Raw genomic sequence first — 23,090 nt, 5'->3', positions numbered from 1 at the left:
GTGGTGTCTCAAAAATATTAGTATCGTTATTTTTCATACTTGATAAGGTCGTTGTCGTTGCGACCCTTTTTTACTGATCGGCACAGGTCGGGAACCCTAATCTCCATGAAAATAAAATTTATACTTATTCGTTGCCTCCTCGGGGTGTTGTTTCTAGCCTGCGCACTTTTTTTCGCCGGTGATAACTGGCTGCCGGTGTTGTTGGTTTCTGCTGCAGGGCTTTTTCTTATCGTTCATGGGGGACTTAAATTACGGGACGCCTTTCTGGATGAGCGTTCGTTCCGGGAAGAACAGCTTTATTCCGTTGTCGGGAATAGCGGAGCTGCATTTTATATGACTGGACCCTGCGGGAAGTTGCTTTTTGCCGATGGAAACTGCCGCAGTCTGGAGAGAAAACTGGCTGCAGGATCTGTGGATAAAGATTGCCCTATTCTTCTTTCTCATCTGGCGGACGAATCCGCAATTTTGGATATTCAGGCCAAGCTCAGTTCCGGAGAAGGAATTTATGAATTTCAAACGGAACATAATATTCCCGGCGGTGAACGTTTGGTCCTCAATCATACTTTGCAGGAAATTTATTCAGCTGACGGTAGCGTCAGTGCTCTGGCCGGAACCATACGTGATGTCAGCCCCCAGCATGATGCATGTAATGCTCTGGCAAGGGAGGAGCGTTATTTGGAAACGGTCATGAACGGTGCGGATGAGGCTGTGTTTGTTCATGATCTGGAAGGTAACTTTCTTAAGGTGAATAAGGTTTTTTCCGATTTTGCCGGAGCCGGATCACCTGAACTTTGCAAGGGGACAAATCTGCATAATTATCTTGGATCGCAGGTGGCCGAGCAGGCATTGCAGGGGATACGGGATGTTGTTGCCAGCGGGGAGAAACGATCAATTCAGGCTCAGGCTATTAATTCCAACGGTGAGCAATTGTTGCTGGATATGCGGGGGTATCTCTGCCGCGATGAATATGGTGAACCTGAGGCGATAGTAGGATTCGCGCGCAAGGCAAAAGAACAGGATGAAGCCTGTGCCGTTGCGGACGGTGCTGATCCGGCCCTGATGCAGGTCCTTTGCCATGAGATGCGGACTCCGCTGGCCGGGATTATCGGCAGTCTGCACGTGCTGGATAAGATGGATCTTGCTCCCGAGGCAAAAGGGTACGTACATAAGTGTGTGGTTTCCGCAGAACGTTTTAAGGACGTGGTCAATCATTCATTGAGCGGACTGACCGGGAAGTTCAATCCGGCGGAAATGGAATCTTTGGACCCTGCCGCTTGTTTCGGTAAGGCAGTGGAACTGTTTTTACCTGCGGTCTCCATCCAGAACAGAAATATAACTCTTTCCATCGGGTCCGGGTTGCCTGATACGATTATGTGCAGTCGCAAAGGGTTGTCGCAGACCCTGTTCTGCCTGATTAATAACGGGCTGGAGTTTTTCCCGGATTCAGATGTCGCGGCCGGGGTGAAGATGCTCCCTTCTGCTGATTCGGCTTCGATAATTTCTTTTTACGTAAGCGGCACAGGGCACAATGCCGGGGCAGAGAGTGATATTTATGTGGAGTGCCTTGAAAAAACTGTCGATACAATCGGTGCGGAGCTTTATTTCCATCCCGGTAAAAAGGCTGAACTCGGTTTCAGCTTAAAGCTTGAACAGGGCGTAAAAACTGACGGAAAAGATACGCTGCCCGTTCAGGATTTGCGGATTTTACTTGCTGAGGACGATATCAGCAGTCAGGTTTTTATGCGTAAGAAACTTGAAGGCTGGGGGCATCTGGTGCGCACTGCCGCTACAGGGATCGAAGTGCTGAATCATATGGAAGATCAGGATTATGATCTGGTGCTTATGGATCTGCAGATGCCGGAAATGAACGGATTTGATGCCATTGCCTCCATCAGGGATGCGGAGTCTCCGGAAAACCGGATTCCGATAATCGTGATGAGTGCTTATGGCCGGGAAAGTGATTTCCAGCGTATGTCCGATCTGGGGGTGGATGATTATATTGCCAAGCCGGTCAGCACTGAAGAACTTGAAAAAGCCTTGGAACGTTTAGCCGCACTTGGGCGTTTATAATTTTTATCGCCTTTTTCTACGGGGTGAGGATGTTGTTGATATAGTATGCAATCCCGTCTTCAAGCATCTGCACGGATAAAAGTATAAGAATCAACCCCATAAGCCGTTCACAGGCACGCAGGCCCCTTTTTCCCAGTACCCGGGCCATGGTCGGTCCGGTCATCATAATGATGAAGCTCATGGACCATGCAATCAGTACCCCGGAAAGGACATCTATTCCCGCCCCGCCCTTGGAACCGTAGACCATTACCGCCGCCAGCAGGGAAGGCCCGGCAAAGAGCGGAACCGCAATGGGAACAATGAACGGGTCTTTCTCGGTTTCATCGGCACTGCTTTCCGGTTTCGGGAAAATCATTTTCATGGAAATGATGAACAGGATCACCCCACCTGCAATGCGCAGGGTGGATTGGTGGATGTTGAGTGCTTTCATTAAGCCCGCACCCAGATACATAAATAAAATCGTAATCGCCAAGGCAAAGAAAAGTTCGCGGAGCAGGATTCTGCGTTGCCGTGCGGGAGAGTAGTCCCGGAGCATGGAAAGGCAGACCGGAAGGTTGCCCAGCGGGTCCATGATCAGGAACAGGGGAAATGCGATTTCGAAAATTGTACTGAGCTGGGATGTTTCCATGGCTAATCCTTGCCTCCGGCCTGTCCGTAAGTGGAGAATTTATCGATAACCTTTTCCATCTCATCGTCAGGAACAATTACAGGTTTACCAACAGATAAAGCCTGAATATAAATTCTGGCAACCAGCTCCAGTTCCTCGGCAGCGTCAAAGGCATTGCCCATGGCCTGCCCGACAGTAATCAATCCATGATTCGCCAGCAGCACTGCATTGTAATTACCGATGGTCTTACGCACGTTTTCAGCCAGTTCCTGAGAGCCGAAAGTGGCGTAAGGAGCAAGGGGGACCTTCTTACCCGCAAACCCCACCAGATAATGCACCGCAGGAAGCTCCATATTCAAACAGGCCACAGTGGTGGCATAGACCGAATGTGTATGTACCACCGCGTTTACGTCTGCCCGGTTTTTGTAGAGGATAGTATGGAATCCATATTCACTGGAAGGTTTGCGCTCTGAATCTTTGATATTGCCGTCCAGATCGATGACCACAATATCTTCCGGGGTGGAGAGTCTGTAATCAAGACCGCTGGGGCTGATGGCTACAAGACCCTGCTCACGGTTGAAAACGCTTAAGTTTCCCCCAGTCCCGGTGGTAAGGCCGGATTCCAGCAGCTTCTTACCATACTGAACGACTAGTTCTCTTTCTTTTTGCAACAACATGTACCAACTCCTATGCGAAGAGGCGAAGCCAAATTAAAAAAGTTTTTGGGAGAGTCCAGAGAACCTTTTTTTCAAAAAAGGTTCTTTGGCCCTCGGAGAGCCGCCGGAGGCATAAAATTATTCAAAAGCGCGAAGCGCATCTATCCTCTTCAGCACCGGGGGATGGCTGTACTCAAGCCAGACATAAAAGGGATGCGGTGTGAGGTTCGAGAGGTTGCTTACCGATAACTTTTTGAGCGCGTTGACCAGTGCATCCGGGGTGTGGGTGGTTTGCGCTGCAAAAGCGTCCGCTTCGAATTCATGCTTGCGGGAGCGGACATTGCTGAAGATGGAAAGCACGATTGATACGGGCGTGTAGAGCAGGGCGAAGAAAATCAACCCCGCATGTACGGAGATGTTCTGCATGCCGAATGCGGCAAATAGCTCCGTGTTGCCGAGAAAGAAGGACATGAGCAGGAATACCGCCCCGGTGTTGATGATGCTCATGATCATCATTTTGCGGATATGGCCCAGCTTGCTATGTCCGATTTCGTGGGCCAGCACGGCTACCAGTTCGTCAGTGGAAAGGCTGTTGATCAGGGTGTCGAACAGGGCGATGCGTTTCTTTTTACCGAATCCGGTGAAGTAGGCGTTGGCTTTGGTGGAACGCTTGGAGCCGTCGATCATGAAAATGCCGGACAGTTCGAATCCGTTTTCAGCGGCAAATTTTTCGATTTTATCACGCAGTTCACCGTCTTCAAGAGGGGTGAACTTGTTGAACAGGGGCAGAATCCATGTGGGTGCAATATACTGTACGCCAAGGGTTACGACTACAGTGAACAGCCAGCACCAGAGCCAGGCAAGCGGCCCTGCGGCATTGAAGAAAAGCAGCACGCCGCTCAGGATTGCCCCGCCGATGATCCCGCCCAGCAGGTAGCCCTTGAGTTTGTCCATGAAAAAGGTCCCTATGGTGGTTTTGTTAAAACCGAACTTTTCCTCGATGACAAAGGTGGAGTAGAGGGAGAAGGGCAGGGAAACGATATCGCTGAGCACGGCCAGTCCGGCGTAAAATATCAACCCGGTCAGAACCGGACCGTAGCCGAAGCCGTTTGCCCAGAGGTCGATGGTGTTGAATCCGCCCCAAAGGATGAAAAGGATGGTGATCAGCGTGGTGATGGAGCTTGATATGTTCTCGAAACCCATTCCGGCCTTGGCATAATCCTGCGACTTGCGGTATTCGTCCGCGTCGAATGTTCCGTTGAATTCCGCGGGGAGTTCCGGGGAGAGTGCCTTGCGGTTGAGTTGACGGGAAAAAATACCCAGCAGGCATGCACCTGCAAGGGAAAATATGATAATGAAAAGGTATATGTTCATTTAAATACGGTGGTTTCTGGTTGCTTGATTTGATTCAATTTTGCATTGCTGGGCCATAAACATGTTACGGCGTATAACTACCCCTTTGGACTGTGTAGAGTCAACGTCGGTTTTTGTGAGCAGTTCAACTTCGGCGTGATAAATATAAATAATGCACACGTCTTGACAATAAATGGTATTGAGTCAACAATTATATATTAACATTAAGAAATTTTCTTGATGTCGGGCCATTAGTCGGGGTAAATTTTGGTATGGTCCGAGGGGAGTGTTTATAGATGAGTTCGCCGAAGAGCATTAAGGAAAATATCGCCCGCGCGAAGGCGTATGGACAACGTAAGGACTATATGCGTTGTTTGCATGCATTGAGCCTGTCGCTTGATGAATTGGCATCAAGTCAGGTTTTCGGGCGGGAAAAATTTGAAATCGGAATCCTCGTTGATGAGGTGATCCGTCAACTTCTGGCAATGGATGAACTCAAGCGCGTACTTCCCCGTGGCTTGAAGTATGCCAAGGGGCAGGAAAAGCAACTGGCTGCCTTTTTCAGGAAAATCCACGATACCATCAAGAATGCTCTTGAAAAGGCTGCGGTGGAGAAAATCCGTAAGCAGAAAAACCAGATAGATAAATATGTGTTGGGCGGACAGAAAGCCCTGATGGAAAAAAACGTAAAGGAAGCCAAGAAATATTTCCGTAGAATAACCGAAGCTTTTCCCGAGGAAAGAGGGTTGCTGCAGGATGTGGGCAGCAGGCTGGTGAAGTCCGGTTTTCCTTCTGACGGGGTAGAATACCTTGAGCGGGCAATTGAGAAGACCCCTTCGGACAGCAGGCCTTATATTTCTCTGCTGCTGGCCTATGAGATGATGACCGAGCAGGATAAGGCTCTTGAGGTGATCAAGGATATTGTGCGCCGTTTCGGGGCCAACGAGAGTATCTTTGTGCGTCAGGCCAAGCTCTATCTGGCCAAGCGCATGTATACCGAAGCATACGATGCTTCCGCTGCAGCCTTGAAAGCCAATCCCCTGAACCGTGAGGCCAAGAAAATTTCCGATAAGCTTGGACCGAAAGTTTTCGGTCGTGGCTACAAGCCCGGTGCCACTTCCAAGGAAATGATGGGGGCGAAATCCTCCGCTGGTGGAGCTAAGGGCAAGAAAGAGAGTAAATCTTTTAACCTCGACGGCGGTTCCGGCGGCGGGAAGAAGGATAAGGCAGCTCAAAAGACTGCCAAGAAAAAGGCTCCGGCCAAGAAGCCTGCTGCTTCCAAAGCGATTAAACTGGATTTTTAGGGTAAAAGAAATCGAATCAAGAAGAAGGCAGGCTTATAAAAATGGGCCTGCCTTTTTTACTTGGATTGTGTGTCCATAAGAAAATCCCCGGCAACCTTAAGGTTACCGGGGATTCGTTTATCTGGCTTATGGAGCCGGATGGTAAGGTCGGCTTAGTACATGCCGCCCATTCCACCCATGCCGCCCATGCCACCCATGCCGGGCATACCGCCGCCCATTCCGCCGGGCATGCCTGCGGGCATGTCAGCTGCGGGTTCGGGCTTTTCAACGATAGCGCATTCGGTGGTCAGCAGGAGACCTGCAACGGAAGCTGCGTTCTGGATAGCGATACGGGTAACCTTTTTGGGGTCGATAACACCGGCCTTGATCAGGTCTTCGTATTCGCCGATGGCAGCGTTGAAGCCGTTGCCGTCTTTGGCTTCTTTTACTTTTTCAACAACGATGGAACCTTCGAGACCTGCGTTGCCTGCGATCTGGCGGAGAGGCTCTTCGATGGCGCGACGGATGATGTCGATGCCTGCGGTTTCGTCATCGTCGGAGGCGGTTACGTTTTCCAGAGCGGCGATGCAGCGGATAAGCGCGGTTCCGCCGCCAGGAACGATACCTTCTTCAACTGCAGCGCGGGTAGCGTTGAGTGCATCTTCCACGCGTGCTTTCTTTTCTTTCATTTCGGTTTCAGTTGCAGCACCGACGTTGATGACTGCTACACCGCCAACGATCTTGGCGAGGCGTTCCTGAAGCTTTTCACGGTCGTACTCGGAAGTGGAAAGCTCGATTTCGTTGCGGATCTGGCCTACGCGGGCTTTGATCACTTCGCCTTCGCCTGCACCGTCAACGAGGGTGGTGTTTTCTTTGTCGATTACAACGCGTTTTGCGGAACCGAGGTGCTCAACGGTAACAGCTTCGAGGTTGAGACCGATGTCATCGGAAACAACTGCGCCGCCGGTGAGTGCTGCGATGTCTGCGAGCATTGCCTTGCGGCGGTCGCCGAAGCCGGGAGCTTTGACAGCAACAACGTTCAGGGTACCGCGCAGCTTGTTGACTACGAGGGTGGCCAGTGCTTCGCCTTCGATATCTTCAGCGATGATCACCAGAGGCTTGCTCATTTTAGCAACCTGCTCCAGAACGGGCAGGAGTTCTTTCATGCTGGTAACTTTCTTTTCGCTGATCAGGATCAGGGGCTCATCCATTTCGCAGATCATTTTTTCTGCGTTGGATACGAAATAGGGGGAGAGGTAACCGCGGTCGAACTGCATACCTTCAACAACATCGAGGGTGGTGTCGAGGCCTTTTGCTTCTTCAACAGTGATAACGCCTTCTTTGCCGACCTTGTTCATGGCTTCAGCAATGATGTTACCGATGGTTACGTCGTTGTTTGCGGAGATGGTACCGACCTGCGCGATTTCTTTCTGGTCGCGGGTGGGCTTGGCAAGACCTTCGAGGTGGTCGATGATCGCTTCAACAGCTTTGTCGATACCGCGCTTGATAGCCATGGGGTTACGGCCGGCAGCAACGAGTTTTACACCTTCGGTGAAAACAGCCTGAGCAAGGATGGTAGCGGTGGTGGTACCGTCACCGGCGATGTCGGAGGTTTTGGAAGCAACTTCCTTAACCATCTGGGCACCCATGTTTTCGAACTTGTCTTTGAGTTCGATTTCCTTGGCTACGGAAACACCGTCTTTGGTGATGACCGGGGAACCGAAGGATTTGTCCATAACAACGTTACGGCCTTTGGGTCCGAGGGTTACTTTTACTGCATCGGCAAGTTTGTCCACGCCGAGTTTCAGTTTTTCGCGTGCTTTGGCGTCAAAAAGAATCTGTTTAGCCATTTGGTGTTATCTCCTTAAATAAAGAAATTTTATAGTTCAGCCGGGAAGGGCCGTTCATAACTTGTGAGTGAAATCAGACTATTCGACAACTGCGAGGATGTCGTCTTCACGCATGATCAGGTGGTCAACACCTTCAATGCTGATTTCGGTTCCTGCATATTTGGCGAAAAGAACAGCGTCGCCTTCTTTTACTCCCAGAGCGATTCTGGAGCCATTGTCGTCCAGCTTGCCGGGGCCTGCTGCGATGACTTCGCCTTTGAGGGGCTTTTCTTTTGCGGAGTCGGGGATAATGATTCCGCCGACGGTTTTTTCTTCCACTTCAAGGCGTCTGACCAGAACACGGTCTGCTAACGGCTTAAGTTTCATCTGTTTTCCTCCAATATTTCAATACTATTTTTTTCTTTCAGGCTCGCGGCCTGTGAACCGCTGCGGCTTTTCATGAGGTTTGTAGAAAAGAACTGCGCCGCGCGGATTGAATCAAAGTAAGTCATTATTAAAAACTGTCAACAGCGCGGACGTGTTTTTTTTGAAAATCATAAAAAACAGGAGTTACAGAAGGTCCTTGGCAACGAAAACAACCCTGCCCATGGCGGCCCAGTTGTGGGCGGGATTGTTGTGTTCAAGGATTATCGGTCCGGGAGAGGATTCCGTATTGTCGGAAAGAAGCAGGATTCTGCCCGGTTCCCTCGCTACCCGGCGGACAAGGATTTCTTCGTCAATACGTACAGCGTAGATACGTCCTTCAAAAAAATCTTTCTGTGATTCATCCACCAGCACATGGTTTCCGTCTTCTATGCGCGGGGCCATGGCATTGCCGGTTACGGTGAGCAGTTTCATGGAGTCGGGGTTTCCTTTTTCCGCCATCCAGCGCGGGTTAAAGGCCAGCAGATCCTGCTGCCCGGAGTCGGTCTGCAGTGTTTCATTGTTCTGTTCGGCACGGGCCAGTGCTTTAGGGGGGCATTTGAAATTCCCTCCGCCTGTACCGTCCCCGTCCGGGAAGACTATTCTGGCACCCACTTCGTCGAGGATTCTGGCCAGTACCTGAATGTGCTTGCCTCGTTCCTGTTTGATGTAGCGGATGATCTGGTTGGGGGCCACCCCGCAGGCTTTAGCCATCTGGGTGGGGTTTGCGTATCTGCGCCCCTGACCTATCATGTTTCCCAATCCTTGAACTATATCATTATAGAAACCCATGTTTCCTCCTTGGCGAAATCGACTACATCTTTTTTTGTTTTTTGTCCCGATTTTGTTTTCATTAATCAATGTAATTTATTTTTTGGTAATATAAATTTACAAAATGGCTTGCAAATGGCTGTTTTTGGTAATAGAGGTTTCTTCCATTGTTAATTGCCGGTAGGAGGAGCGGTCCTCGTGCGTGAAAAATTATTATAAAGGAGTCATTCATATGGAGTCGGATGTATCGTCCGGAAGTGCTGTCTTTCCGGACATGGAAGGCAGGCGCGGAATGTCTGCGGAGGGGTTGATCAGTGTGCTGGGACATGAAGCTGCAGAGCGGCTTATGTATTTCTGGGGCGGGACCAGGGTTTCCGTTCCTGATCTGGAAGAACTGCAGAAGATCAAGCTGCGGGAACGTATCCGCAGGGCTTATGATCAGGGAGCGACTCCGGCACAGGTGGCTGAAAGGTTCGGTGTATCCGTGCGCACCGCCCAGCGAATTCGTAATTTCCCAATTGCATTGAATGAGAGTTCGAAATAATGTAATCTATTGAGTAAGTTTTTTTTGATTGGATATTGTGATTAAACCAGTCCACTGGCGTGTGATACTGAACTTCGGGGCGGGATTCTATTTTATGCAAACGAAAAGTTCCAGCAGCGTTTTCCTCTACTTTATCAAGAGATTCTTTTTTGTCGCGTTGTTCATACTGGTTTTCTCCGCATGGGGCATGCTTACCCAGCGGAGTCAGTATCTGGACATAGTCAAGACACACGAAGTTGATCTGGTGAAAAGCAATATTTCGACCTTTAACACCTGGCTTGAATCCGGCGTGGAGTACACCACCATCCTTGCCGGACTGGTCGGCGATGAATTGGGCAGGCAGGGCAAGACGGCTTTGAAATATGACGGGATCGCGGAGGTCTTTTCCGTGTTCGGGTCGCGATTTAACGGCTGTGCGCAACTGCGTTACATTTCCCCGCACGGCATGGAGCTGATCCGGGTGAACATTGCGGACGGCCAGCCGCTCAGGGTTGCAGACCATTACCTGCAAGATAAAAGTGACCGGGATTACATTAAAGAGGCCCGTAGTCTTAAAGATGAGGTTTATGTTTCCCGTTTTAATCTGAACATGGAGTTCGGGAAGGTCGTCGTTCCTTATGCTCCGGTGTTGCGGCTGGTAAAAAAAATTTACGCGCAGAGCGGAGCGCATCTGGGGTTTCTGGTGGTTAATTTTTCCGGGGACCGTCTGTTTAAGCTGTTCAGTGAAACCGGGAACGAATCATTCGGCAGTATTTATCTTCTTAACGACAGCGGCGGCTGGATTATAGGCCCGGATGAAACGTACAATTGGAAGTTTCTGTTTAAAAAGGAACAGGGACTGATGGAGCACGAGTTCCCTGAAGAGTGGGCCCTGATAAAGGGGCAGGAGCAGGGGCAGTTCGCAGCAGGTGGAGGAGTTTATACCTTTAATTCCCTGAGCAGCAATTTATTTCATTATCTGCTGCGGCAGGATGTTGTTTTCAAAGAGGGCTGGAAGGTTGTCTCCCGTGTTCCCGACGATGCCCTTGTTGTGCCGCGCCGGAATCTTCTGATGCTCCTGCTGGCCTTTCTTTTCTGTATGGTAGGTTACCTGTTCTGGCGTCAGACTTCGGTTACAGTTGCCAGTGAAGAGGTGCGCAGGGCACTTGAGGAAAGTGAAAAGAGATTCATGGACGTAGCTGACGCAGCTGGCGAATTTATCTGGGAAACAGGCCCGGACGGGAGTTTTGTTTTTGTTACCGGCAGGGCGGAGGATGTGCTCGGCTACAGTGCCGAAGAGTTGATAGGGCGTTCCCCATTTGATTTTGTGGATGAGGAATCTTCCTGGGATGTGCGCAAAGAATTCCTTGATGCCGCCCAGTTCGGACACAGTTTCAGGGGGCTGGTTTTCAGGTTTGTGAACCGCGACGGCCGTAAAATCTGGCTGGAATTCAACGGTGTCCCTCTTTTTGATGCTGAAGGGGTTGTGACCGGGTTTCGGGGAGCGACTTCTGATATCAGTGCCCAGAAAAAAGCCGTGCAGGATTTGCAGGACCGTGAGGATATGCTCCAGAGCATAAGTGACTCGGTGCAGGATGCTCTTGTATTGATGGATGAAAACGGGCTGGTCCATTTCTGGAATCCGGCTGCGGAAAAGATTTTCGGATTCAGTGTGGATGAAATGCTGGGCGAAAGTCTGCAATGCTGTTTTTACGCCGAAGACAATCTTGATCCTGACTCAATCGGCGAAGACGGGAATTATATAAACGGCCTGCTGTCCAGTTACGGTTCGTTTACAGTGAATGTCCGCCGCAAGGGAGGCGAGGTATTTCCGGCGGAAGTGCTTCTTTCTCCATTGCGTAAGGACGAGCAGTGGTGGGTTGTGGGGACTTTCAGGGACGTTACCGAACGTAAGGAAGCCGAAGACAAGCTTCGCAAGCTGGCCACCACAGATCCCCTGACCGGTCTTTATAACCGCCGTTTCTTCATGGAGAGTGCGGAAGAAGCTCTCGAGCGTTCACGCCGCTACAACCATGACCTGTCATTGATGATGATGGATATCGATTTTTTCAAGACCGTAAACGACATGCACGGTCATGACGCCGGGGATGATGTTCTCAAGGGACTGGCCGCTTCCGGATTGAAGGTGTTACGTAATATTGATGTCTTCGGCAGGATCGGAGGCGAGGAATTCTGTATTCTGTTGCCGGAAACCGGACTTGAGGGTGCAAAGCAGGTTGCTGAGAGATTGCGTGCGGAGATTGAGGCAAAAAGCATGAACACGCGGTCCGGTGGACTGAATATTACCGTAAGTATCGGTGTTGCTACTTATAATGATAAGACGGATACGCTGGAGCATCTGCTCAAAGCCGCAGATATCGGCCTCTATGCGGCAAAAGAGGCAGGTCGTAATCAGGTGAAAGTACAGCTTTCCCCGGAATCAGGGGGGGATAAATAATCGCCTGCCACTTCCCTGGTCTTCTGTTGCCAGTTAGACGCAAAAATCCCCGGAAATAATTTTTACTTCCGGGGATTTCTTTATTCTTTAATCAAATCCGAATTCGATGGTGAAGTTGCCGAAGTCGGTTGTAAACGGAATAGCCATAACCGGACCTGAGGTTACGTGGGCGATGGTGTGGTTGTCACCCATGATGACGGTGGGAGTGGAGCCCTGAAGTTTGTATCCCATTTCGGTAAGCCCGGCTCTTGCCTGTCCGGAAACCATGTTGGTTATCTCACCCACAGCATCCTTGACGTCCTGAACGATGTCCTGAATATCATCGCCGAGCATGTTTCTTACGATCTGTGCCGCGCATGCTTTTTCAAATGTAATTGAAACGCTGCCGTTTACTGATCCTGTAAATCCGACGATGCCTGTGACGTCCCCGCTGGCGACATTACCTTTTTTTACAAACGGCTTTCCCGCACTCGGCGTAATCATGGCCATCATTGTCAGGATGTCCGAGGTTGCCTTGATAAAAGGTTTGGCCAATTCTACATTCATTATAAAAGCTCCTTAAAAAAGTTGGCATATATAAATACGGCAGGCCGAAATATCCCCGTGTGTGCCTCCCAAAATGGAGTTCGGCCTTTGCCTGAATTATCCGTCATACGTTGCGCTTTCAGAATCCTAGCAGAAAAAAAGATCATGAACAATTTTTTTAAGGAGTAGTTTCGATATTTTGACTTATTTTTTTGATTGTTTCATTTCACCGGATTTGACCGTGGTGATAAATTTTCGTATTTGAATAGGATTCTTTGTGAATGATATTTTTCAAGCGGTGGTTTTTACGCGCCGATAGCTTCAGCTAAATAAAAAAAGTTTTAAGGATAAAGATACATGTCAGATAATACCGAGTCCAATGTAGGTAAAAATTTTATTACTGCGATTATTGATAAGGATAATGAAACCGGAAAATATGAAGGAAGGGTCGCAACCCGTTTTCCTCCCGAGCCCAACGGTTACCTGCATATCGGCCATGCTAAATCCATTTGCCTGAACTTCGGTCTTGCCGGGGACTACAACGGTACCTGCAATCTGCGTTTTGACGATACCAACCCGGTCAAGGAAGATACTGAATATGTGGAGTCCATTGAAAAGGATGTCCGCTGGCTTGGTTTCGACTGGGAAGACAGGCTGCATTATTCCTCAGATTATTTCGATCAGCTTTACGCTTTTGCCGTGCAGCTGATTAAAGAGGGAAAGGCATATGTGGACAGCCTCAGTGCTGAAGAAATCCGTGAATACCGAGGCTCTCTCAAAGAGCCGGGTAAGAACAGTCCTTACCGTGACCGTTCCGTAGAAGAGAACCTTGATCTTTTTGAGCGTATGAAAAACGGTGAATTCGCGGACGGCGAACATGTTCTGCGTGCCAAGATCGATATGGCTGCCGCCAACGTGATCCTGCGTGATCCTACCCTCTACAGGATCAGAAAGGCCCACCACCACCGCACCGGTGATAAGTGGTGCATCTATCCCATGTACGATTTCACCCATTGTATTTCCGATTCACTGGAGAAGATCACCCATTCCATCTGCACCCTTGAATTTGAAAACAACCGTGCTCTTTACGACTGGACCCTTGAAAGTCTCGGAGTCTACCGTCCGCAGCAGATTGAATTTGCGAGACTCAACCTCAGTTATACTGTGATGAGTAAACGCCGCTTGATCCAGCTGGTGGAAGAAGGACACGTATCCGGGTGGGATGATCCGCGCATGCCTACTATTTCCGGTATGCGCCGCCGCGGTTATTCCCCGGCTTCCATCCGTAATTTCTGTGAACGCATCGGGGTGGCCAAGGCAGCCAATATGGTTGATTTCGCGCTTCTTGAGTTTTCCGTGCGTGAAGACCTCAACGCCCACTCCAACCGGGTCATGGGTGTGGTTAATCCTATCAAGCTGGTCATCGACAATTATCCTGAAGATCAGGTTGAGGAATTCGAAGTCCAGAACAACCCTGAAGATGAGTCTGCCGGCAGCCGCAAGGTGCCTTTCTCCAAGACTCTCTACATTGAGCGTGACGACTTCATGGAAGATGCGCCTAAGAAATTTTTCAGGCTTTCTGTCGGTCGCGAGGTGCGTCTGCGTGCAGCCTATTATGTGACCTGTACCGATGTGATCAAGGATGAAAACGGCGAAGTTGTCGAACTGCGCTGTACCTATGATCCCGCCACACGCGGCGGCTGGTCCGACGACGGCCGCAAGGTCAAGGGCACTATTCACTGGGTTTCCGTGGATCATGCGGTTGAAGCCGAGGTCCGGCTCTACGACCATCTTTTCACCAAAGAGAATCCCATGGACAGCAAAGACGGATCTGATTTTAAGGATCATATCAATCCAGATTCACTCGAAGTCCGCACCTGTTATGTGGAGCGTTCCCTTAAAGGTGTTGAGCCCGGTTTCCGCTGTCAGTTTGAAAGGATCGGTTATTTCTGCGCCGACCCTGATTCCACTCCGGAAAAGCCGGTTTTCAACAGAACTGTTACTTTGCGCGACACATGGAAGAAAATTGCCAAGAACCAGAAAAAGTAATACCGTGCCCTTGCGGGTGTGGGTGATTTTTAATGCGGGGTCCTTAGGGGTCCCGCATTCTTTTTTTGGATAAGGGCAACAGTGTTCCGGCGTAATAATGGGGATGAAAGATTTTGCAGTTAGTGTTATTTATTAATCAGTTGATAATACGAAGTCATCTTGAAGTTGTTTTGAATACATCCAGTTATGAACCGGAGGTTGCAGGATGAGTGCTGAAATTGAAAGCGGTTCCAAGCTCGCTATAGCCATAGCCGGAAGGAGCAATGTTGGTAAATCTTCAATAATCCGTGCTCTTTCAGGTATAGAAAGTGATCAGGTCAGCCCGGTGGCAAGTGAGGATGAAATGTATCCTCTGACCCGGGCGGAAATTCATCCGCTGGGCCCGGTAACCATATACGATACCGACGCCCATGTTCCCGGTGACGATAGGACGCAGGCCATTAAAGACGGACTGTACAGCGTTGATGTGGCGGTTATTGTTACTGATGAGTCCGGTATTCTCGATGAAGAACGTGAGTTGACCACGCTGCTGCGTGATCGCGGCATCCCGTGCGTAATGGTTTTCAACAAGGCGGATATCAGACGACCCAGCCTTGCGGATATGGAATTCTGCGGTTCGCGCGGAGTTCGTTTTGTGGCTACCTCCACAGTGGACGGGCGCGGTATTGATCGGCTCAAGAAATCCATTATGGCCCTCGCTCCGGAAGAAAACATGCTTGATCCGGTGCTGGCCCGTGACCTCATGGGCAGGGGGGATTTCGTGGTCTGCGTGGTTTCGGAGGACCCGGTTTCACCCAAGGGCAGGCTGGGGCTTCCCAAGTCACAGGTCTTGCGGGAAATCCTCGATGCCGGGGGAATTGCGGTTATCGTCAAAGAGGGCGAGCTTTACCAGACCATTTCCGGGCACAAGCGTCGTCCGGCTCTTGTTATCGCCGATTCCGAGCCGATCAAGAAGGTGATGGACATCATTCCGCGTGATGTTTCCCTGACCACTTTTCCCATTCTTTTCGCCCGTCATAAGGGTAACCTTGAGCAGCTTGTGCAGGGCGCAAATGCCATTGACCATTTGCAGGACGGGGATAAGGTACTGATCGTTGAAGCCTGCCCCCACCATCCCAAGGCCGAGGATCTCGGCAAGGAAATGATTCCTGCGCGCATAGCCGGATATACCGACCGCAATATTATTTTTGAATCCAAGACCGGGTGCGGTCTGCCTATCGATCTTTCCGAATACCAGCTGGTGGTCCATTGCGGGGCCTGCATGCAGGAGCGGGCGGATATGCTTCGCCGGATCAGGGATTGCGATCGGCAGCAGGTGCCCATCACCAACTACGGTCTGGCCGTGGCCAAGGTGGACGGAACCCTGCAGCGTCTGATCGAACCTTTTTTCAAGAATGAGATTGAAGAGCGCAAGGAACTGACCGGGAAGATCAACGTATTCCGGGGCAGCAACTCGCAGGCCATGCATCTGGTTGTTCCGGCTGAGATTCATCCTGAAAAAGCGGTACCGTTCAACCTCATGTATCTTTTCGGGGATATTGAGGTTACCAAGCAGCATATAGGTTTTTCTTCCTTGCCTTTCGCTCGCGGAGGGCAGCAGAAGATCAGGAAGTTTGTGGAAGAACACGGCTACTGCTTTTACAAATGGCCCGGACGGGTTCTGGGGGCCGATCTTGGCGGCCTTCTTGATCCGGATGAAAATAATGAATCGTAACCAACAGGTTTACTTATGATTTCTGCAGGAAGTTTTCGCAGGTTGCTGACGCTGCTGTTTTTATTTTGTTTTGCTTTCGGGGTGACAACCGTTTGTGACGCAAAACAGGTAAAAGTCGGCTTTGTTCATTCCGGCGAAACCATAAACGACAGCTCTTTCAATGAGATGGCCGTAGCCGGGCTGCGCAGATTGCAGAAAGAACAGCAAGTTCAGATATTGCCCCGCAGAGGCGGATTTACTACGGAAAGAACTCTGGAGGCCGTTAGCTCCCTTCTCTCCGAGGAGGTCAGGATTATGGTCATCAACGGTGCGCCTATCGGTAATCGTTTTGGGGAGGTTGCTCTTGACCATCCCGAAGTTATTTTTATTCTGACTGATTCCAGAATTGAGGGGTATCCCAATATTATTTCCATTGACTATGCTCAAGGGATGGGGTCATGTCTGGTCGGTGCTCTCTGTGCATGGCAGACCAAAACCGGCAGGGTCGGTTTTATAGGCGGCAACGAGTTGCCCGTGATCAAGGAGTTTTTAAAAGGTTTTCGCGAGGGTGTTAAATATTCCGGCAGGGATGTTGAAGTTGATGTGCAGTACGTGCGAAAAGGAAATGCTGAAAAGGGATTCGAAGACCCGCAGCAGGCCAACATACTTGCCTCCCGCATGTACGGGGCCGGGGTTGATATAATTTTTGCAGTAGCCGGATTGTCCGGCAACGGGGTTATCCAGGCCGCGCGTAACTCCGGAAATCTGGCTGTCGGCGTGGATTCGGATCAGGACCATATGGCCAAGGGCTCGGTTCTGACCAGTATGATGAAAAGGCTTGATATTGCTGTATACAAAGAGGTTCTTGCTGTTCTGAACGGGACCCATGTTCCGGGGCGCAGGGTTTATGACCTGTCCAATGAAGGCGTATGCTTAACCGAAATGAAGTATAGTAAGCACCTGATTGCCCCCGATGTGCTGGAGAAGCTCCATGAGCTGAAAGCAAAACTTGTTTCAGGAAAAGTAAAGTTGAACCCTTCAGCTGAATAAATTGGGATGTTTTGCAGATGGTGAATTCTTTCAGAATCGGGCGCAAAATCACTTTGGGACTTGTTGCCATACTGACGGTTGTTCTGTTGCCGTTAGGCTATGTTTTAAATGAGTTTTATCAGTCCGATATTCAGGATGCAATTGAATCAAAAGGGAGCACGGTTGCATCGCTGGTGGCTTTCTCAAGCAGTGACGCTATTTTGAATTTTCAGAATCACAGGCTTGAGGAATTGGCCGAAAATGCCTGTCTCGATAAAGGGATAATCTCCTGTGCCGTGTTCAGCCAGTCCGGTGTGTTGCTCAGCGAGTTTAAAAAAACGATGCAGGAAGACGAACATGCTGTTTTTTATATTGAACGGCGAATCCTGAAGGACGGGGAGTATCTGGGCTTTGTGCGGGTCGGAATTCTGGAAGGCCATTTTGCAGCCAGTCCCCAGTTTGTTCTGGCTTTTCTTTTGTCTTTGCTTTTCGGAACTGCACTGCTGAGCGGAATTTGCCTGCGTTTGTTTGTCGGCAGGGCTTTGGTCTCCCCTGTTGTCCGGCTCTCAAAGCTGGCCGAGCGGGCGGAGCAGGGTGAATCCGTAGTTTTTGAAGAGGCAGAAAGGGATGATGAGATCGGGCGGCTGTCCGGTTCTCTGGAGCGTCTTTCGGCCAGATTGATCCGTATACAGACTGATCTGGAAGAAAGGGTCACCGAACGTACCGAGGCTTTAAGTCAAATAAACCGCAAGCTGACTGATGAAGTTGAAATCCGCCGCAAAGCTGAGAAAGATTTGAGTACGGCTTTGGAAGAGCTGTCCTTCACTGTGCGTGAGCTTGAAAAATCCAAAGACAAGGCCGAAACCGCCAGCAGATTCAAAAGTCAGTTCCTGGCTATGATCAGCCATGAAATCAGAACCCCCATGAATGCCATTCTCGGCATGGGTGACCTGCTGCTGGAGACTGAACTTGATCCCGAGCAGATGGGATATGTAGAAATTTTCCGGGGTTCCGGTGAATTGTTGCTCAAAATAATCAACGATATTCTTGATTTTGTGCAGATTGAATCCGGACATATTGAACTTGTTCCGGTTCCCTTTGATCCTTCCCGCGATGTGCAGAGCGTCTGCAAAAGTGTGGCCCACTCCGCCCATGCCCGCGATATTGAAGTTATTTGCGATGTCGATCAGGGTATTCCGGCACAGGTTGTGGGCGATCCGGTGCGTGTGCGCCAGATTCTGCTGAATATTGTTTCCAATGCTGTAAAATTTACCTCCAGCGGAGAGGTTGAAGTTCGGCTGAGCATAGAAGATACCGGTGATGATTTTGAACGTCTGCTCTATACGGTCCGGGATACCGGGATCGGTATACCCGAAGGGCGCAGGGAATCCATTTTCGACAGCTTTGTTCAGGCTGACGGCTCCACTTCCCGTGAATACGGCGGTGTGGGACTCGGACTTGCCGCTGCTTCCCGGCTGGCTGCGCTGATGGACGGGGATATCCGTTTTGAAAGCGAAAGCGGCAAGGGCAGTATCTTTTATTTTTCCATTCCATTTAAAAAATCCGTGTATGAACCGGTGCGCAGTGTGGCGGATTTTTCCGGAACACGAGTTCTGCTGGTGGATGACAACTACACTGTACGCGAGGTGCTTGCCCGCAGAATGCAATCATTCGGTATAGATGCGGTTATGGCTGCGGACGGTGATGAAGGTCTCGGTTATCTTGAGGCCGCGCAGGAGCACGGCAACGGCTATGACTTGTTGCTGGTGGACAGCGACATGCCCGCCATATCGGGGGTTGACTTCCTTTCCAAAGCACAGCAGAAGAAGTTGCTTCCCGGACGGGTGGCAATGATGTTTTCCGCCGGGTGTACTGAAGAGGATCGACAGAATGCGCGAATGGTCGGGGCGGATTATACTTTGATCAAGCCTGTTTTTGATGCGGACCTGATCCGTTGTCTGGCTTCGGTGGGTGATTCCGGCAAGAATAAGGTCAAAGCCGGTGCGGGAATGAATATCCTGCTGGTGGAAGACAATGAAAACCACCGCAAGATTCTGGAACTCTTTATCCTTGATACCGGGGCGGAGATAACTGTCGCAGTGGACGGATTGCAGGCGGTGCAGCTTTTCAGCGACAACAGGTATGATCTTGTGTTCATGGATCTGGAACTTCCGGTCATGGACGGATTGGCTGCAGTGAAAAGAATGCGCGAATTCGAGCTGGAAAGTGAGCGGACCAAGTCTGTGATTTTAGCCCTTGCGGCCCGGGCCTACAGCTCAAACAGACAGGAATCCGCACGAGCAGGATGTGACGGTTTCATATCCAAGCCGGTTAAATGGGATACCATAAGGTCTACTGTTTCGGCTGTTGCGGGAAGATCCGGGCTTCCGGAAGATATTACTATTTTGGAGTAAAAGATGGTTTCTGAAGAAAATTCAGGACAGGAATTGTTCGTCATAAATGACGATCTCAGGGAGTTGATTCCCCATTTTGTAATGCACCAGTTCGAAGAACTGCAGCAGATGGAAACCAGCCTTGAGGCCGGAAACCTGAAGGAAGTCGGCCGTCTGGGACATAGCCTGAAAGGGGCTGCGGCCAATTTTTGTCTTGATCCGCTTTCCCGGCTGGGCATGACCATACAGGATGTCTCCAAGCTGGGCATGGAAGAAGCTTTGCTGCCGTTGGTCAAGAAATACCGTTTCTATCTTGATGAGTTGAAAGTTCAGGTCAGCTGATTTTTTACTTCCAGACCGCACGCTGTCGCCGCCGCCACCATTGTTCTGAACCAGCCCGCATTACTCGCTACGTATACCTTTTTCTTTCTGCCGCAGAATTTTGCTTTGTGTCCTGCATTTCCTTTGAACGGATATATTTTTTCCCCGTACTCATAAAAAAGTTGCGCAATTTTCTGCAGCGGTCCGACCAGATTGTACCCACTATCCATTCCATAGAGCGGGGAAAGCCCGAGGCTTAATGTTTTTTTGCCTTCTGAGCGGAATTTATCCATGGCCTGCAGCAGGGTGAAGGGGGAAGTCCCGTTTACCGCCCCGGAGCAGATGCGGTCGAAATTATGATAGTAACCGATAGTTCTGCCATTGTCGTACATAGGGTCAAATCCTGAAAAACCGAGCAGTTCATCGCCCTGTCTGGCCCAGAAAAAGCGGACACCGTCTTCATCGGTTTTGGGCATGGGCCGGGTCAGGAAAGACAGCTCCTTGCCTCCTTTGCCTTTCAGCCAGTCATGGCAAATTTCTTCCACTTCCCTGCAGTTTGTTTCCGAAAGCAGGCTTTCCTCAACTACGACACCTGAATTTAATGCCTTGTTCCGCCAGCGGCGCAGAGAATTTTTGTGTTTGCCGTCCAGATTAAAGCTCTGAATATCCAGTTCACTTTCCACTCCGATCTGGTAAACAGAGTATCCTTGCTCATGCAGCTTTGCAGCCAATGGTTCCCCTATCTGGACAAGGGTCAATTTGCCTAAATGGCGTTCAAGTCTTTTGATGAGGGACACCTGCAGCTCCGGCGGGGCAACCGGTTCAGAAAGGATTACGGCGTGTTTTCCCATGAACAATGGATTTATTTCCAGCCATGAGATGTAACCCACTGATTCCAGCAGCGCATGTTTCAGGCCCGGTTGAGTGGTTGAGTAAGACATGCACCTGTTGCCGTATATTTTTAAATAGGGCAGCAACGCCGGGGCGGCCAGCGGATCATCACTTAAGAGAAAACGAAATTGTGCAGTTCTGTTCAAGTTCATAAGTCTATGTAAAGCTAAAAGTTTTAGCCTATTATATATCAAAAATGGATTCATGTTCAAGTGGAAGCATGCACTCGCTTGCGGGAGGGGCAATTATGAACTACAGCAGGGCTAGGTTTGCAAGTCTTTTTCGCAGGAGTGATGATGGTTGGTCCTTTATGCAGCTTTATTGAACGGCATTTTCTTTTACTGGCAGTATTTTTGAGCTTTGCCGCTTTTCTTGAACCGTCACTTTTTATATGGATGAAGCCCCATATTGCTCTCAGTCTGGGGATTATCATGTTCGGTATGGGGTTGACCCTTGAGTTCAGTGACTTTGCAGCTGCAATAAGGAATTTTAGGGCCGTGGGGCTTGGCGTTCTGCTGCAGTATACGGTCATGCCGGTTCTGGCGGTGGGGCTGTCCGCATTGTTCGGCCTGCCGCAGGAAGCCCTGATCGGTATGGTGGTGGTCGGGGCCTGCCCCGGCGGAACGGCTTCAAATGTCATTGCGCATCTGGCAAGGGCTAATGTGGCCCTCTCGGTGACCATGACCCTTGTTTCCACCTGCCTTGCCCCGGTTCTGACCCCGTTGATCATTTATCTTGTTCTTAACCAGCAGATAGAAATACCATTTCTGCCCATGGTTAAGTCCGTATTCTGGATTGTGATTTTTCCGCTGGTGGACGGTCTGGTACTGCGCAGGCTGCTCAAGCAAAGGCTGGATCCGCTGCTGCACATTTTTCCTTCTATCTCAATTGTGGTAATTGCCATGCTCATAGCATGTATTATCGGTCTGAACCGGGATATGCTGGCTTCTTTTCCGTTGCTGATTTTTGCCGCCGTAGCCCTGCACAATCTCGGCGGCCTGGGTGCCGGATACGGAGCAGGCAGATTGTCCGGATTCAGTCATCGCGACAGCCTGACCCTTGCAATTGAGGTGGGCATGCAGAATTCCGGTCTGGGTGTGGCCCTTGCGACCAAATATTTTGGAATAGCGAGTGCGTTGCCGGGTGCTTTGTTCAGCCTCTGGCACAATATTTCGGGGATATTGCTCGCCAACCGTAACCGAGTAATTTCTTCAGGAGAGAGTAATGAAGAAAAGTCTTGATGAAGTCATTGATTCCATTCTGGCCAATGTTTATCCCCTGTTTGAAGAGCACCCGGAGCTTAAAAAACTGCTGCGGGACATGAGTCTCGCTGTCTGTGCAGATTCCGGTTCCATCAGTCCGGAGCAGGAATTATTTCCGTCACTGCTGGCCCAAAAGGGAATCGGGTTGTTCGAGGCCAACTTCAACGCCATTCTGGGGCAGGTGCAATCCCTTGATCCCGCTTTCAAGATTGCCTGCGGTGCCGGATGCTCTTACTGTTGCTCCTCGCATATCACCGTGACCCCGCAGGAAGGGTTTCACATCGGTCTGCATCTGGCTGCAACCCGCAGTGCCGACGAATTCACCGAGCTTGCCGAGCAATGCCTTGCCATCGCAGCCGGGCTTGAATCCGCAACTCTTGAAGAATACGCAAAAAATTATTTCCAGCCCTGTCCTTTCCTGAAAGCCGACAAATGCTCCATCTACGAAGTGCGCCCGGTGCTGGCCCGGAACTGGATTTCCACGGACGTGGAAGCATGCCGCAAGAGCTTCGATTCCAAAAACAAAATATCTGTCCCCCAGAATTCATTGATCATGGTCCAGAAGGACCTGATCTATGCCGGGCAGGCCGCCTATCTTGCCGGATTCAACATAGACGGTAATATCTGTTCCTTCATGCCGCTCATGGCTCAGATCATGACCGATTTTGAAGGAACGTACGCCAAATGGCTGAGCGGTGAAAAACTGGCCGGCCAGATGTAATTTTGCCTCCGGCGGCTGGGGAAGGGGAGAAAAAACTTTGCTAACGCCCAAAGTTTTCTCTCCCCTTCCCCAGCCCCCATCCCCTCTCTTTCAAAGACGTTTTAGTTAAGCTTCGCATATAGTTTTTTAAGACGACATAACCACGAAGGCCGTAATATCTCGAAAGATATTACGGCCTTCGTTTTATTGATGAGTTATCGCGCGAAGCGGCGAAGCCCTGTTAAAAGTTTTTT

19 protein-coding genes are annotated in these 23,090 nt (G+C 50.1%); 11 read left to right on the top strand and 8 right to left on the bottom strand.

Features of this window, described 5'->3' with window-relative positions:
* Positions 1–105: 105 nt before the first annotated feature.
* Positions 106–2,070: a response regulator gene (locus FMR86_RS03865; RefSeq protein WP_163349764.1), complete on the top strand. Its 1,965-nt coding sequence runs from the start codon at positions 106–108 to the stop codon at positions 2,068–2,070.
* Between the two features lie 16 nt (positions 2,071–2,086).
* Here the strand turns inward: FMR86_RS03865 and FMR86_RS03860 are convergent, their stop codons facing one another.
* The 3 genes from FMR86_RS03860 to FMR86_RS03850 all read right to left on the bottom strand — a co-directional run bounded on the left by FMR86_RS03860 (position 2,087) and on the right by FMR86_RS03850 (position 4,707).
* Entirely contained in the window at positions 2,087–2,698 is a 612-nt protein-coding gene (locus FMR86_RS03860) for a MarC family protein (protein ID WP_163349763.1), read from the bottom strand.
* A gap of 2 nt (positions 2,699–2,700) precedes the next feature.
* The gene (locus tag FMR86_RS03855) at positions 2,701–3,354 is read right to left on the bottom strand and encodes an L-fuculose-phosphate aldolase (protein ID WP_163349762.1); all 654 of its coding nucleotides are present in this window, start codon (positions 3,352–3,354) and stop codon (positions 2,701–2,703) included.
* Between the two features lie 117 nt (positions 3,355–3,471).
* Positions 3,472–4,707, bottom strand: a complete 1,236-nt coding sequence (locus FMR86_RS03850) for a M48 family metallopeptidase (protein ID WP_163349761.1) — start codon at positions 4,705–4,707, stop codon at positions 3,472–3,474.
* Positions 4,708–4,982: 275 nt separating this feature from the next.
* Here FMR86_RS03850 and FMR86_RS03845 point away from each other — a divergent pair, with 275 nt between their 5' ends.
* The gene (locus FMR86_RS03845; protein ID WP_163349760.1) at positions 4,983–5,990 is read left to right on the top strand and encodes a M48 family metallopeptidase; all 1,008 of its coding nucleotides are present in this window, start codon (positions 4,983–4,985) and stop codon (positions 5,988–5,990) included.
* A 152-nt stretch (positions 5,991–6,142) separates the two neighbouring features.
* Here FMR86_RS03845 and groL read toward each other — a convergent pair whose 3' ends face one another.
* The 3 genes from groL to FMR86_RS03830 form a co-directional block, all read right to left on the bottom strand.
* Positions 6,143–7,819, bottom strand: a complete 1,677-nt coding sequence (gene groL, locus FMR86_RS03840; RefSeq protein ID WP_163349759.1) for a chaperonin GroEL — start codon at positions 7,817–7,819, stop codon at positions 6,143–6,145.
* 78 nt (positions 7,820–7,897) lie between these two features.
* Positions 7,898–8,185, bottom strand: a complete 288-nt coding sequence (gene groES, locus FMR86_RS03835; protein ID WP_163349758.1) for a co-chaperone GroES — start codon at positions 8,183–8,185, stop codon at positions 7,898–7,900.
* Between the two features lie 183 nt (positions 8,186–8,368).
* Positions 8,369–9,013 carry a S24 family peptidase gene (locus FMR86_RS03830; protein WP_163349757.1) on the bottom strand — a complete coding sequence of 215 codons (645 nt, stop codon included), beginning with the start codon at positions 9,011–9,013 and terminating at the stop codon, positions 8,369–8,371.
* A gap of 211 nt (positions 9,014–9,224) precedes the next feature.
* Between FMR86_RS03830 and FMR86_RS03825 the strand changes: the two genes are divergently transcribed.
* Positions 9,225–9,536 carry a helix-turn-helix domain-containing protein gene (locus FMR86_RS03825; protein ID WP_163349756.1) on the top strand — a complete coding sequence of 104 codons (312 nt, stop codon included), beginning with the start codon at positions 9,225–9,227 and terminating at the stop codon, positions 9,534–9,536.
* A 94-nt stretch (positions 9,537–9,630) separates the two neighbouring features.
* Entirely contained in the window at positions 9,631–11,973 is a 2,343-nt protein-coding gene (locus tag FMR86_RS03820; protein ID WP_163349755.1) for a diguanylate cyclase, read from the top strand.
* Between the two features lie 87 nt (positions 11,974–12,060).
* Here FMR86_RS03820 and FMR86_RS03815 read toward each other — a convergent pair whose 3' ends face one another.
* On the bottom strand, positions 12,061–12,519 hold the full coding sequence (locus tag FMR86_RS03815; protein WP_163349754.1) for a chemotaxis protein CheX: 459 nt from the start codon (positions 12,517–12,519) through the stop codon (positions 12,061–12,063).
* 336 nt (positions 12,520–12,855) lie between these two features.
* Between FMR86_RS03815 and FMR86_RS03810 the strand changes: the two genes are divergently transcribed.
* The 5 genes from FMR86_RS03810 (at position 12,856) to FMR86_RS03790 (ending at position 20,004) form a co-directional block, all read left to right on the top strand.
* A complete protein-coding gene (locus tag FMR86_RS03810; RefSeq protein ID WP_163349753.1) occupies positions 12,856–14,547 on the top strand; it encodes a glutamine--tRNA ligase/YqeY domain fusion protein in 1,692 nt (563 codons plus the stop codon).
* A gap of 205 nt (positions 14,548–14,752) precedes the next feature.
* A complete protein-coding gene (hydF, locus tag FMR86_RS03805; RefSeq protein ID WP_163349752.1) occupies positions 14,753–16,261 on the top strand; it encodes a [FeFe] hydrogenase H-cluster maturation GTPase HydF in 1,509 nt (502 codons plus the stop codon).
* A 15-nt stretch (positions 16,262–16,276) separates the two neighbouring features.
* The gene (locus FMR86_RS03800) at positions 16,277–17,290 is read left to right on the top strand and encodes a BMP family protein (RefSeq protein WP_163349751.1); all 1,014 of its coding nucleotides are present in this window, start codon (positions 16,277–16,279) and stop codon (positions 17,288–17,290) included.
* Between the two features lie 17 nt (positions 17,291–17,307).
* Positions 17,308–19,683, top strand: a complete 2,376-nt coding sequence (locus tag FMR86_RS03795; protein ID WP_163349750.1) for a response regulator — start codon at positions 17,308–17,310, stop codon at positions 19,681–19,683.
* A gap of 3 nt (positions 19,684–19,686) precedes the next feature.
* A complete protein-coding gene (locus tag FMR86_RS03790; protein WP_163349749.1) occupies positions 19,687–20,004 on the top strand; it encodes an Hpt domain-containing protein in 318 nt (105 codons plus the stop codon).
* Here the strand turns inward: FMR86_RS03790 and FMR86_RS03785 are convergent.
* On the bottom strand, positions 19,992–21,026 hold the full coding sequence (locus tag FMR86_RS03785; RefSeq protein ID WP_163349748.1) for a DUF2156 domain-containing protein: 1,035 nt from the start codon (positions 21,024–21,026) through the stop codon (positions 19,992–19,994). The genes FMR86_RS03790 and FMR86_RS03785 overlap by 13 nt on opposite strands.
* A gap of 144 nt (positions 21,027–21,170) precedes the next feature.
* On the opposite strand from FMR86_RS03785, the gene FMR86_RS03780 reads away from it, so the two are divergent.
* The gene (locus FMR86_RS03780) at positions 21,171–22,115 is read left to right on the top strand and encodes a bile acid:sodium symporter family protein (protein ID WP_163349747.1); all 945 of its coding nucleotides are present in this window, start codon (positions 21,171–21,173) and stop codon (positions 22,113–22,115) included.
* A complete protein-coding gene (locus FMR86_RS03775; protein WP_163349746.1) occupies positions 22,099–22,857 on the top strand; it encodes a YkgJ family cysteine cluster protein in 759 nt (252 codons plus the stop codon). Before FMR86_RS03780 ends, FMR86_RS03775 begins: the two co-directional genes overlap by 17 nt.
* Positions 22,858–23,090 lie beyond the last annotated feature (233 nt).

The sequence above is a fragment of the Desulfovibrio sp. JC010 genome (assembly GCF_010470675.1).
Taxonomy (GTDB): Bacteria; Desulfobacterota; Desulfovibrionia; order Desulfovibrionales; family Desulfovibrionaceae; genus Maridesulfovibrio.
The sequence above is the reverse complement of the archived record's forward strand: the minus strand, read 5'-3'. Positions and strand labels throughout refer to the sequence as shown.